Origin of the sequence: Microvenator marinus, from assembly GCF_007993755.1 — a bacterium.
In the GTDB taxonomy this organism is placed as follows: Bacteria; Myxococcota_A; Bradymonadia; order Bradymonadales; family Bradymonadaceae; genus Allomicrovenator; species Allomicrovenator marinus.
Genome location: NZ_CP042467.1, coordinates 2963952 through 2976794 on the forward strand (window position 1 = coordinate 2963952; position 12843 = coordinate 2976794).

Annotated in this window: 11 protein-coding genes; 6 read left to right on the forward strand and 5 right to left on the reverse strand. The window is 56.9% G+C overall.

Annotation, left to right across the window (positions count from 1 at the left end):
• The first annotated feature begins 65 nt into the window (after positions 1-65).
• Positions 66-1004 carry a glycosyltransferase family 2 protein gene (locus FRD01_RS12090; protein ID WP_146959971.1) on the forward strand — a complete coding sequence of 313 codons (939 nt, stop codon included), beginning with the start codon at positions 66-68 and terminating at the stop codon, positions 1002-1004.
• Positions 1005-1006: 2 nt separating this feature from the next.
• Here FRD01_RS12090 and FRD01_RS12095 read toward each other — a convergent pair whose 3' ends face one another.
• Together FRD01_RS12095 and FRD01_RS12100 are read right to left on the reverse strand one after the other, a co-directional pair.
• Complete coding sequence (locus FRD01_RS12095; protein WP_146959973.1) at positions 1007-1585, reverse strand: hypothetical protein; 579 nt, start codon at positions 1583-1585, stop codon at positions 1007-1009.
• 75 nt (positions 1586-1660) lie between these two features.
• On the reverse strand, positions 1661-3505 hold the full coding sequence (locus tag FRD01_RS12100) for a hypothetical protein (RefSeq protein ID WP_146959975.1): 1845 nt from the start codon (positions 3503-3505) through the stop codon (positions 1661-1663).
• A 109-nt stretch (positions 3506-3614) separates the two neighbouring features.
• On the opposite strand from FRD01_RS12100, the gene FRD01_RS12105 reads away from it, so the two are divergent.
• The 4 genes from FRD01_RS12105 to FRD01_RS12120 are packed head-to-tail and all read left to right on the forward strand — an operon-like array spanning position 3615 to position 8175.
• The gene (locus FRD01_RS12105) at positions 3615-5030 is read left to right on the forward strand and encodes a hypothetical protein (RefSeq protein ID WP_146959977.1); all 1416 of its coding nucleotides are present in this window, start codon (positions 3615-3617) and stop codon (positions 5028-5030) included.
• A 35-nt stretch (positions 5031-5065) separates the two neighbouring features.
• Positions 5066-5788, forward strand: a complete 723-nt coding sequence (locus FRD01_RS12110) for a hypothetical protein (RefSeq protein ID WP_146959978.1) — start codon at positions 5066-5068, stop codon at positions 5786-5788.
• Entirely contained in the window at positions 5785-6402 is a 618-nt protein-coding gene (pssA, locus tag FRD01_RS12115) for a CDP-diacylglycerol--serine O-phosphatidyltransferase (RefSeq protein WP_146959980.1), read from the forward strand. The genes FRD01_RS12110 and pssA overlap by 4 nt, the downstream gene beginning before the upstream one ends.
• Positions 6403-6414: 12 nt before the next feature.
• A complete protein-coding gene (locus FRD01_RS12120) occupies positions 6415-8175 on the forward strand; it encodes a hypothetical protein (protein ID WP_146959982.1) in 1761 nt (586 codons plus the stop codon).
• On the opposite strand, the gene FRD01_RS12125 is transcribed toward FRD01_RS12120, so the two are convergent.
• Positions 8131-9840 carry a hypothetical protein gene (locus FRD01_RS12125; protein ID WP_249755574.1) on the reverse strand — a complete coding sequence of 570 codons (1710 nt, stop codon included), beginning with the start codon at positions 9838-9840 and terminating at the stop codon, positions 8131-8133. The genes FRD01_RS12120 and FRD01_RS12125 overlap by 45 nt on opposite strands.
• A gap of 138 nt (positions 9841-9978) precedes the next feature.
• On the opposite strand from FRD01_RS12125, the gene FRD01_RS12135 reads away from it, so the two are divergent.
• On the forward strand, positions 9979-10212 hold the full coding sequence (locus FRD01_RS12135; protein ID WP_146959985.1) for a hypothetical protein: 234 nt from the start codon (positions 9979-9981) through the stop codon (positions 10210-10212).
• 7 nt (positions 10213-10219) lie between these two features.
• Here FRD01_RS12135 and mnmE read toward each other — a convergent pair whose 3' ends face one another.
• The gene (gene mnmE, locus FRD01_RS12140) at positions 10220-11602 is read right to left on the reverse strand and encodes a tRNA uridine-5-carboxymethylaminomethyl(34) synthesis GTPase MnmE (protein WP_146959987.1); all 1383 of its coding nucleotides are present in this window, start codon (positions 11600-11602) and stop codon (positions 10220-10222) included.
• Positions 11603-12838, reverse strand: a complete 1236-nt coding sequence (locus FRD01_RS12145; RefSeq protein WP_146959988.1) for a Jag family protein — start codon at positions 12836-12838, stop codon at positions 11603-11605.
• Positions 12839-12843: the final 5 nt, after the last annotated feature.

Genomic DNA, 12843 nt, shown 5'->3' on the forward strand with positions numbered 1-12843 from the left:
CGAAAGTTGTGATAGAAGGCGCGGGCAAATCTATTGTTGGTCTAGAATTTCGCAGGATTTCCCAAATGAGTGTTGCTACCCCTACTTTGAAGCGTCCAGATGCGCTTCACACCCTTCACGACCATGAGGTCACCGAAGGGCTCTCGATCGTTATCCCCGCCTATAATGAGGAGAACGGAATCGCCCCGACGCTGAGCGAACTCAAGGAAGAGTTGCTCAAACTCGAGCTCGATATTCCGCTCGAGGTCGTGATCGTTAACGACGGTTCTACAGATAAAACGGCTGAGGCCATCGAGCCTTATCTGGATGACGTCCTTAGGCTGGTGAACCATCCCAGAAATAGAGGATATGGGGCAGCGCTCAAGACTGGAATTGAGAATGCGCGCTATACTTGGATTTTGATCACGGATGCGGATGGGACCTATCCAAACGTGCATATCCCCGAGGTCCTCGAAGACCGCGATAGTTTCGACATGATCGTTGGCGCGCGTATCGGTGAGAAGACGCATATCCCGCTTATCAGGAGGCCGCCGAAATGGGCCCTTCGTAAGCTCGCTGAGATTCTAAGCCAGCAGACCATCCCTGACCTCAATAGCGGTTTCAGGCTGATGCGGCGCGACGTTGTGCGCGAGTTTTACAATATTCTCCCAAACGGGTTTTCGTTCACCACGACCATTACGCTCGCCATGTTCTCGGCGGGATTTCGGGTCAAGTACACGCCCATCAACTACAATAAGCGTGAGGGTAAATCGAAGATCCGACCGATTTACGACACCCTGAATTTCACGAAGTTGATCATCCGAACGATCATGTATTTCGACCCCTTGCGCATATTCTTGCCATTGTCGGTCGCTTTCGTGGGGCTTTCGATATTGGTGGGATTGGGCACGTATCTGTGGCTCGGGCAGCTTTGGGATACGACGACCGTGCTCCTTTTTGTGACCGGTGTGCAAATCCTGATTACAGGCATGCTGGCTGATATGCTGAACCGTCGCCTTCCGTAAGGTCAGGCTTGGCCGGGCTCGTTGACCCAGAAACCCGCGCGCATCATGGACTGGTCGTCGAGCTCGCCGCTCGCCCATTTGTCTACGAGGCTGTCTGAGCGTTTTCCTATGCCTACGAGGCGGAGCGCCGAGACCACGTCGTCGAACTTCTGGTAGAGCTCATCGTAGACCACTTTGAAGACGCTTCCCGGCTCTCTAAAGCTGATCATCTCACTCAGGGAGCGGTACGCGGTGCGCCCAACCTCGGAGTAGTAGCGAGTTCCGACAGCGGAGCGCGAGAGTTTCTGCTCAAAGAACCCGCAGCTGTAGAGGCTTGTGTCTCCGAGTCGCCTGTAGACCTCGATTCGTCGGGCGCCTTCGGCGTTCATGGCTTCTTCGAGGAGTTTTGCCGCCGGGCGGTCAAATCCAACTTCGTCGATATGGTCCTCGCTCAGGCGTACGAAGCCATCGAGCAGGTTCACGATATAGTGTTCTGTTTCCTGGGTGGTTTCGCATCCGGTGATGCGCAGTGCTTGCGAGACTTCTTCGTAGAAGAACGCAAAGAGGCTCGGTACGGCTTGAATTCCTTCAGAGTTGGACATTTCTCCTCCTTTAAGAAGACCGTCAACTTGACCTTAAGAATAGCAAATTACCAAGTCTGGTCCAATAAGTCGGCACTAGGGCGTCCACGGGACGCGTGCAGCCGGGAAATTGAAGTAGAACCACCATCCAACTTGTCCACCTGGCCCAACGTCTTTGTCACTATGAGAGGCGCAGTTGCCGGTACCACCGGGAAGGAGACTGGAGAGTGGCTCCCCGCCTACCACGTCTATTGTAGCCGGAATGATGACGCTGTTGGCATCGGCCTCCGAGAGGAATCCACGCAGGAGCCCATTGGTCATGTTGTTCGCTGGATTGCCCGAATAGGTGGCCGCGACCCTGACGTCTTGGAGCGGAATCACGATGCCCGAAACCGTGACGTTGAGTGTAACGGAGTCGCTTGAGAAACATGGCCCAGAAGCCGACGTGATGGCGGGAGAATATGGGCGTGTTGTGTTTGGCAGGGGCGCCAAGCAGGTGGTGTTGGCGTTGGCGTACGTCCCAACTTGCGCCACGCCTCCGGAGGTGGGCGAGCATTGGGTAGACGATAGCGGTGCCGCGCAGTCGGCCTCAAAGACCGTTATCTGGCCGTTGGCGCCGTTTACTTGAGAGAAGGGAACAAACTCGAGAACGAAGCTTAAGTCGAGGAAACCATCGTCGTCACTTGTATCGGCACAGTCTCCGTCGCAAACGATCGTATCCTCCAGCAATTGGTTGATGGACGGTGCCAAATTGAACGGCACGGAGTCTGTGATGTCAGAGCAGCCAAGGAACGGGAGGTTCGCGTAGATGTGGGGGTCTCGAATATTCAAGTCATTCAGCCTGAAAGCCACCGATGCGCTCGTGCACGAGGTACTGCAAGTTGGGGAACCGTTGGGGCCGGCATCACAGTCCTCTCCTGGCTCTACGATGCCATTTCCGCACGTGGACGAGCAGTCCCCGTCCGTGTTGGCATTGCATCCGGCCGGACAACAGCCGTCGGTGGTGTTTGCTACGCAGCCTAGCGGAGTATCCTGACAGACCACGTTACATTGGGCAGGCGACCCGGTGAGCGTGTTGTTGGTGCATACGTCACCATCATCGCAGTTGGTCGGGCAGTTTCCGTCGCAGGTTTCGTTCGCATCAACCACCATGTCTCCGCAAGTCGCCGAGCAATCGTTGTCCGTAGTTTGGTCGCACCCCATAGGACAACAACCGTCGTCATCCACGCAAGAGGTGATGGGAGTGTTCGAGCATGTCAAATCACAGGTGGCGGCAGAACCCGTGGCGAGGTCGGCGGTACAAGCGTTTCCATCATCGCAGCTTGGGCAGTTTTGGTCGCAGGTTTCTCCCGGTTCCACGACACCATTATCGCAAACGGAAGCACAATCGTTGTCATTGTTGGCGTTACATCCAGGAGCACAGCAGCCATCGTCATCAGCACAGGCCGTTATTGCGTCAAAGACACATTCGGCGGAGCAATCGCTTCCCTGCAGCACATTTGTAGTACACGCATCAGCATCATCGCACGCGCTCGGGCACGCGCCGGGCCCCTCGGTGATTCCGGTGTCACACGTTTCGCCATCATCAAGGGCGCCATTGCCACAGAGGAACATGCAGTCCACACAGTCCTCGGATTCATCGTCGCAATCCTCACCTTCTTCAACCACGCCATTTCCGCAAACTGCTGTGACCATATCCGGCTCGGAGTCGGGCTCCATATCGGTCTGCGCATCGGGCTCCATATCGGGCTCCTCCATATCGGGCTCAGCCTGATCGGGCGCGCTCATATCGGTCTGCCCACCTTCATCAGCGCCCACATCTTGAGCCTGGTCGGGCTCCTGATTCATGTCTGCGGATGGAAAAACCGAACCTGCTTCGTCCGCACAAGCTGTCCAAAACAGGAGAGCGAGTAGCGGCGATACCTTAAGAAGTCGCTGCATAATAACCTCAAATGAATTTGTCTTAAGTTTAGTTTAGCGTGTTTCGGTTGCTCCTCCTAGCCACAGATTCCACGTGGACATTTGTTCGGAGTCAGCCCATCATCAGGGCATGCGATGGTTAATCTTTCTGATCATTTTTGCGTTTCAGGGCGTAAGCTTTGCCGAGACTCCGAGCTGGAGTTTTGAGAACTCCGCTCTCAAGAAATCGGGCGTAGAGACTGAGACTTGGACGTTTCCATCACCTATTTTGGACGTCCGTCATGCCAACGATGGGACCGAAGTTCAGCTTGGTGTGGGGCTCTTTGGAGACCCTGGGCCTTGGGTGAAGGTTGGTGCTCCACACGTAGGAAGAGGTGCGTGGGAGAGTGCTGTCTATCCTCTTGAGAGCGAGACCACATATCGCTGGTTCGATGACTACAAGCTGGTTGGAAGATACGCGTTGAAAGGGGACCCTCGAATTGACGAGACCGTTGAACGCGCGCTGAGTCGTCTCGAAGCGGAAGGGCTAAAGGCGGAGCAACTCGAAGGCATCCTTGTCTCCGGTTTTGTTCGAGAGCTGGCGAAGGCTATCCGAATCGCGCACGAGAATGACGACGGTGCTGAGGTTGACCGCCTAGCGGACATCCTGTGGAAGCTCGCACCAAACGGGATGGGGCACAAAGCGGATTACCAGAGGCTCTCGAACTGGCTTGAAGAGAAGGGCGAACATGAACTGGCAACGAAATGGGCAACCCGGGCGGATAAGCACGCGAATGTAGCTTCTTACAATGGCCTAAAGATCGACGTCTCCCTAATGCTCTGGATCGCAATCCTATGGGGAATCGTCCTGAGCGGATTTGCATTCGGGGCGAGTGGTCGACCCTACAAGAAGTCGTACGGTGTTGTGTTAATCCTCTTGTCCATTGCGGCTCTCGGAGCACGGGCTCAGTTCGAAAAATCAGCGATAGAGGGGAGTAAACGCCAATCGATACCGGCCGAAGTCTTAGCTGGTGCCTTGGGTTCAACAGAGGGTCTTAAGTGGCTTGAGGAACTCGAACCGTCCGCAGAGCGAGATGCCCTCGCTGCCAAGGCTGAAGCCGAGCTCGATGCCGTGATGGAGGGAGAGAGTGAGTTGCCGCCAGCCGTCTCGCCCGCGGAGCTCGAAGCCCTGGTCCAGAGCTACAGCAACTACCGGATACACCCACAATCTTATCTTCCCGGAGTGGGTCTCCTTTTACACTTGCTGCTCTTTCTCTTCGGCAGGTTCTTATATGGGCGAGGACTTGGAAAATGGTTGAGATATTTTCCAGGCGCCACCGCGGGGATTGCGGCGCCTATTTTGGTGACCCTTTACGCGGCTGCGTTCTACTGGTCTCTGAGAGGTTCCACTTTCCAGAGCATGTTCATGGACCGCTCCCCTGTCTTTGAACACGCCAAGCCGTCTATCTTGGTACCCACGATTATCTTGTTCACTTTGGCGATTGGGGTTCATGTGGCCTCCATCGCGACGACTAGGTTGAAAACTCAAGAGGCAGAGCCCACGTAGACAGGCGGCAGAGACGCGGGTAGAGTTCCGGCCTTATGTTTAGCCTGATACAGAAGTTTTTTGAGGCCATTTTTGGGATCTTCCGGCGACCGGGAGATTCTCGCATCATGCCGCCAATTCCGCTCGCCTTGAGCCATGAGAGCTTTGAGATTCGTGTGGAAACCTCACACGTGGTCAAGACCTCGGCGAATTCATGGCATATGGTGGCAGCCGCTAAAAATATCGGGCAAGGCGCGTGGCAAGATTTGATGCTCGAAGCCGAGTTCCTAGACGGCGAAACTTCACTCAGCGTGGAGCGAGAAGAGTTACAGCGCGGCCAAGCGCCGCTCCTTCAAGGCGATACTCTGCCAATTGATATCCGAATGCCCTGCCCCGAGGGGGCAACCAAGGTGCGTGCCACTTTAAAGGGCGATAGTGGGCCAGCGGACCCGCCTCAGACCAAGCCAGTGCTCACGCACGAACGCGTCAGGATCAGCGAGCGACAACACGAAGTCCGTTGGTTCGGAGACGGCCAGAATGGGTTTGCACACCTGACTCTGGAAGTTGAAAATACCGGCCGCGCCCTTGGACTACTCAAGCTGCGCGTGAGTTCGACGCGTAAGGATGGTAGTGTCATTGATGAACGCACAGCCCTTCCGACGTATCAGGGCGCACCCGCGTTGCTCAAGGGCGAGCGGCGTTTGGTGCATGTGATTACTCGCGTGCCCAAGGAATATGGGACGTACACAGTGGTAGTTGAGGAGATAGAGCATTCATGAAGAAACAACATTTCTCCATGCTCAGGGAGTTTGCGCTTGCCGACGTTCTGACCTTGTTGAACGCGGCGTGTGGCACGGTCTCGATCTTCCTCTGCTTGAACTACCTCGAGGAGCGAGACCCCAAATGGCTTTGGATGGCGTTCGTGCTCCTTCCGACGGCCCTTGTTTGCGACGCGTTGGACGGTTGGGTGGCGCGCAAGCGGCAAAAGTGGTCTCGAATCGGCGCCGATTTAGACAGCCTTTCGGACGTGGTCTCGTTCGGCGTGGCGCCGGCAGTGCTCGGGTTTACGCTGGGTATGCGCGGCTTTTGGGACGTCGTCGTGCTAGTGTTCTTTGTGTGTTGCGGCATCTCACGCCTCGCCCGATTCAACGTCACGGCTGTAGAGATGGCGGACGATTCAGGCAAAGTCACGCATTTTGAAGGTACCCCGATTCCCACCTCGTTGGTCTTAGTGATCGTGCTCGGAATCTGGTTTTTTGGCGCCACACCTGGCACCGAGCTCTGGGGCGGCGAGTATACCTTTCTCGGCCTCGAGTTCCATCCGTTGGTCTTGATGTACGCAGCCAGCGGCTCGGCCATGATCAGCTCCACGTTGAGGATCCCGAAACCCTGACCCGAGGAACGGATGGGCACGTATATCCACAGTGTTTCTCTGATTTGCGGCGACTTTGAGCAGACTTCAGACGTTTTTGTGGCGTGGCTCACCTCGGCCTTGAAATTCGGGGAAGCGAGCTATGTCCGTGCAGATTTGAGCGCCGAAGCCGGACGCGATGACGCCCTCAAGAGCGCGCTTTTCGGTGAACTTGGGGCGTGGGACCGCCAATGTGAATGGACAAAGCGCGCGCCAGCAATATCCGAGCTAGAGCCCGGAGAGCGCCTCGCTGTGTGGGCGCTTTCGGCAACGCAGGATCTCGGGGTGGCCCTCCTTTTTTCAAAAGATCCAGGCCCCGCCGAACTCATCGCCAAACCCGATGGAGAGACCGTTGTGTTTCCGGATTTCGAAGACGCGATCTTGCCGGCATTCTCCCTGGCTCTCGCATTCCTTGCAGCAAAGCACGGCTGGCTTCCCAGCCATTTGCAGCCGATTGAGCTAGGTGGTGAGCCGCGGCGGGTGCGAGCCGGAGACGTGAGTGTGGCAGCCTCGGAAGAACCGGCACCACTGAGGTTGACCCGGCCAGAGATCGTAGAGACTTCGGCGGACTCCGTGGAGCGACTTAGCGGTCGAGTGGTCCTGAGGGCGGTTTCGGGGCTCGGTGAGCAAACGCTGAGGGAGGTGGTTGAGGAGATTCAGAACCACAGGACGTTTTCCGAGCGATTTGTCTATTCGGCCGAGCCTTTAGAAGGGCAAGTTGCGTTCTTGTATCCCGGCCCCTTCAATCATTATCCCGGGGCGGGGTCTGGGCTTGTGGCCCTTCGAAAACGCGCTCCCGAGCCCGGCGTGGTGCAGCGCACCGCATGGATTCAGGCCGAGAATGAGCGAATTCTCAAACGCTGCGGGGTGATTCCGGACGTGTTCATCGGACAGTCGGTTTCCCAGGCTTGGATCGGCAAAGAGCGCGCGGCGTCAACACTCGCAGCGAGCCCCTTGCTGACTCAGGAGCTTGGCGGGGAATTTACGAGCGTGCGCGAAAGCCTGGCCGCGCGTGGGTTTGTGGACGAAGCGACGAATAATCTCAAGTGGCAGGCCTGGCTTGTGCTCGGCCCTCTAGACATGATTCGAGAGATCATTCGTCAAGAGCCATTGCTGGAGATCGCTCAAATCCATACCGACCATGAGTGTGTGGTGGTGGGGCCGGAGGCATCGTTTGACCGAGCTTTGGTGGAGATTCTGAACTCCGCGCGGATGCACGCCGCTGAACTCGGATGGTCGAGCGCGTTGCACACATCGCATGCCGAGGGACGTGGATATATGGGATTTGACCTCAGTGAGGTCGACGATATGCGGCCTCGAGTTTTGGAAGCGTGGGAGTCGGGTGTGCGCCTCTTTGTGGACCTTGGACCGAGGTCCTGGTTCGCAGGTTGGGTAGGTCGTATTCTTGAGGGCAAGCCGCATGTAGCCCTGAGTATGGACAACCCGATGGCGTGGTCCACCACGAGCGCGCTGAGGGCGTTGATCGGGCTTTCCGCACATGGCGTGCCGGTTGATTTCGACTACGTGTTGAGCCTTTTCAAGGGCGTGGACAAGCCCTTAGTGGCTCTGCCGCCGCGCAAGGCGGGGCGCACCCAAAACGAACTCGTGTTCGGTATCGCCCACGCCATACTTGAGGAGCAATCGGCCGCGACGCGCGTACACCTACAGTACATCGCGGATCAAACCGCGGCCTTTGAGAAGTACTTGGAACTATCGAACCAAGGGCTCAGAACACCTGAGCGCAAGGGCGTCTAGCACCTCGCCGTGACGAGCGAAGAAGCCGCCGGCCGCTGTACCTTGAGGGCACATATACGGTCCCGAGAACGTTCCTGACGTGTTGGTGCCAAGAGGATCTGGGGCGGAGGGAGCCCCATACGAAACGTCAAACCCAGTTGAGGGACTACCGGTCACCGAAAGTGGTGCACAGGCAATCTCGACCTGATCGACACGATCGCGCGCATAGACCGAGAGTCCGACCATGAACTCGTCATCAGGACACGTCTTGGTCTCACTAGAAGCAGCGGTACTCCAGCTTCCGAGCGAACCTTGAGCCGGAAGGGTGTCTCCGACATCAACTCGTGTGACAGTCCAACCACCGTTGCCATCATCTGTTGCAACGACCTGAGCGCACTGCACCGAGAACTCAGTCAAGATTCCACTCCAGAAGCCAGCGGAGACACGACCCGTCACAGAATATGGAACCTGTCCGGCTGGGCAGTCGAGCGTAGAAACGCCTCCGGTGTTTGCGTTCCCGTTCGTAGGAGCTGTGGTGACGCGAGTAGCGAAAAGTTCGCCACAAAGAAGTCCAATCGTATCAAGAACTTCGCCCGAGGTTCCAAAAGTGCCGCGAGCCACGCTACCAGCCGGACAGTCGAGCGGCCCGAAGGCCGTTCCTGCGCTGCCGATAAGGCCGGCCACATCCGCGGCTGTGCCGATGCTGAAGGCATAGCCAGTTTCTGCATCTCCGGTGATGCTAAGAGGTGCACATTTTGGTGTGAGGGCGGAGACGTAGTTTGAGTTCGGACCACCATCGATCCCGCCCGAGATTCCCACGACAACCTGATCTGCTGGGCAAAGGCGAGTTGTCACGGCGGTTGAGTTTGCCACGCCTCGCGATGGCAGATCGGAGGCTTCCACCACGGTAACCACGCCGCTATTGACCTGAATCTCACCGCAAACCGTAACGAATCGAGTCAAGTTATCGTCGTAGAAGGTGCTGGTGGCAAAGGCAGCGCGGAAGCCCATAGGGACTTGACCTTGTGGACATTCGTCAGTGAATGCCGCAACGTCATTTCCCCTTGAGGAGAGGGTGCTCGCGGTCGCGCGTTGGAACACGTTCAAGAGTCCGCAATCGCCTACGTAGCCTTCGGCGCAAGCACCTGCGGAGCAGGTATCCTCCCAACCGCAGAAGCTCTGGAAGTCGCAGGTCTCTCCATCTGGACCGGCCGCCACTTCGCACGCTCCGTTGACACAGATAGGAACCTCGCAGGCGCCGGTTGCTGTGCCTGAGCAGTCGAGTGCCGTGCCGCCACAGACGCCCGCTGTGCACAGGTCGTCTTGGGTGCATGCGTCCTCGTCGTCACAGGTTGAGCCGTCTTCCCGAGTTGAAACTTCGCATTGACCTGTAGCGGGGTTGCAGCTGACTTCTTCGCAGACATTTTCTGGTGCTGCGCAGTCGACCAATGCGCAAAGGTCCATGTCGGGCTCCATATCTGGCTCGGGCATGTCGGGCTCAGCCATGTCAGGCTCGGGCATGTCGGGCTCGGGCATATCAGGCTCGGTGGACATATCTTCGGTGCTATTGGCCATGTCGTCGCCGAGATCCCACCCGTTGTTATTGGTGTTGGGGGTCTGAACTGCTGGGTCGTCGGAGCATGCTCCGATCAGACCAAGAACGATGAGTAGTGCTGCGAACTTCATCAAGTCTCCGTTTTGGTGTGGATTTTCGCGTACTAAGCACGTTGTTTTGGAAGTTGGCAAGCAAATTCACACAGAATTCACACACACTTAGGCGGATGTTCACGACCTTCGTTCAAGATAGGGACATGGAGGTTCGTGATGGTTGACGAAAAACTTTGGCAAGAAGACCCGGAAAAGGCCGCGAGACTCGCGTTTATGGAGCTTCAACTCGTCTGGGAAGAGCAGGTAGATGAAGGTGAGTACCTGGGAATCCCGAACTTCGATTTGAGTCTACGAGGTTGTTCGCCGTATTCACACGTGGAAGACACCTGTGGGAGCAAGACCGTGCAAACTCGTCCTTCGGAGAAGAATGAGAAATGGAGAGCCTATTAGTTGAGCCCTACTTTCCAACACAGAACTCAGAAAAGATCCGGTTCAAGATATCATCCGTAGAGACGCGGCCGACGATAGCGCCAAGCGCGTCAAGAGACTCTCGAATATCCAGCGCCAAAATCTCGAAGTCCATATCCAGATCCATAGACTGCCGCACCCTGCCCAACGCGCTCAGCGCCTCCAGAACGTGCTGAAGGTGTCGCGCACGACTGATGAGTACTCCTTCGGCCCTGGCGAGCTCCTGAGCCTTCTGGGCGAGCCGTGAGAGGAGTTTTTCCTGTCCATTACCGGCTTCAGGCGCCTCGGGCCCCAAAACCGTGGACACGGTCTCAAACTCACTTAACCACTCGGGGTGCTCGGCCACAGGTAGATCCGCCTTATTCTTAACCAGCAATACGGGGCGTCTCTTCAAATCGCGCTTCAGCTCAGCCAAGAGTGCTTCGGACTCCTCTAGGAGCGGCTGGCTCTGATCCATCACCCAGATGATAAGGTCAGCCTGGTCTTTCAAAGCGCGACTTCGCTCGATGCCTATGGCCTCCACAACCTCTTCGGTTTGCCTAAGGCCAGCCGTATCCACCAGGCGCAGCGCCACCGAATCCAGCAAAATCTCTTCTTCAAGGTAGTCTCGCGTGGTGCCCGCAACTGGTGTCACGATGGCGCGCTCTGTGCCGTGCAGAAGATTGAAGAGCGTGGACTTACCCGCGTTGGGCTCGCCCAAAATCACAACACGCACGCCTTCGCGTTGCCTCCTTCCCTGATCGAACTTAGCCCTCAAGACCTTCAGGCCGACCTCGACTTCATCAATCCGCCTGAGGATTTCGTCCTTCTCGATCTGATAGACATGCTCCTCATGCGAGAAGTCGATGGCCGACTCAACCAGTAAAATAGCCTGAAAGAGGAGCTCACGATACCGCTCGATGGTCTTTCCCAGCCCCCCGTTTAGATGTTCAACGGCGAGCTTATGGGCTGCCTCACTCGACGCATTGATGAGGTCGGCTACAGCCTCGGCCTGGGTCAGGTCGAGCTTGCCGTTTAGATAGGCGCGCTCAGTGAATTCGCCGGGCCCCGCAATATGAGCCCCGGCGTCAAGACAGGCGTCGAGCACGTTTTGCAAGACCATTGGCCCGCCGTGACATTGAAACTCCACGGTGGGCTCGCCGGTATAGCTTCGGGTGTCCTGCATGAAGACCACTAGACCCTGGTCTAGAAGCTCCCCGGCGGTGTCAACGATCTTTGAAAGCCGCAGCAGATGCGACGGGGTTTCGGGCGGCCAATCCGGCACCAGAGCCTGCAAGACCTGAGGTGCCTCGGGGCCACTGACACGCACAATGCCCACCCCGCCGCGACCAGCAGCGGTTGCGATCGCAGCGATGGTGGACTTGGGCTTCATTTATCGAGGAAGAATCCGAAGTTTACGGAAGATGCCGTACCCTTCGCTCTCAGTGGTTACCGGCGAGGTCTCGAGCGAGCGGTGAATGATTCGACGCTCAAACGAGTTCAGGCCTGCCACGATGAACGGCCGTTTGACCTGCTCTGCAGCCTTTGCGAACGACTTAGACGCGCGCTCAAGCTCCTGTGTACGGTTCTGCTTGAATCCATTGACGTCCACGACGAGGTCGATTCCGAACGTTGATTCCGAATCAAACGCACCAGCGGCGACCCAGGTCTGAAGAGCGTCAAGGCGATGCGGTGCACCACCTTTGCCGAGCAGACGTGCCGAAGCATCTTCGCCCTGAAGGTCGAAAGAAACGGTCTTACCGTCAACTTCAGCGCCGACCTTCACATCGAGATTCAACGACGCGGCGAGCCCTTCAAGCAAGGACTTACCCTTGTCCGCGATCTCTTGCGGAGTCGGGCCTTTTGGCTTCTCGACTTTCGGACGCTCTTGGCGCGGTGGACGCTCTTCGCGAGGCTTCTCAGTTTTGGCCTCTTTAGCTTCTGGGGCGTCTTGAGTCTTGGCAGCGCTGGCCTTTGAAGAACGCGTTCTGCGAGGCTTGGTCTCTTTTGGAGCCTCAACCACTTCAGCAGCAACCTCAGCAGGCTTCTCAACTTTGGCCGTAGTTTTGGTGCTGCGTGTGCGCCTTGGCTTGGTCTCTTTAGCTTCTGCCTCAGGCTTAGCGGCTGGCTTCTCGGCGGTTTTCGAAGCTGCAGCTTTGGTGGTCCTTGAACGGGTAGTCGTGGACTTAGCAGCTGGCTTTGCCTTGGTGGTAGTTGCCTTGGCTTTGGCGGCTGGCTTGGTGGCTTCAACGGTCTCCTCAGCAGCAGCTTTGGTCGCCTTAGCTTTGGTAGTGGTGGTCTTCGCTTTGGTAGCAGCCGGCTTGGCTTTGGTAGCGGTGGTCTTCGCCGCAGCCTTTGGCGCATCAGCCGTCGCTTTGGTCGCACGCGTGGTCTTCGCCTTGGTGGCGGTAGACTTCGTAGCGGTCGACTTCGTGGCGGTAGACTTCGTGGTCTTCGCGGCTGGCTTGGTCTCTACCTTTTCGTCAGCCTTGGCTGCTTTGGTAGTTTTCGCTTTGGAAGCCGTAGACTTTGTGGTCTTCGTGGTCTTAGACGCGGCTGGCTTAGCGGCGGTCTTCGTGGTCTTGGTCGCGGCTTTAGCCTTACCTGTTGTCTTTTTTTCTTCTGCCATTTGAC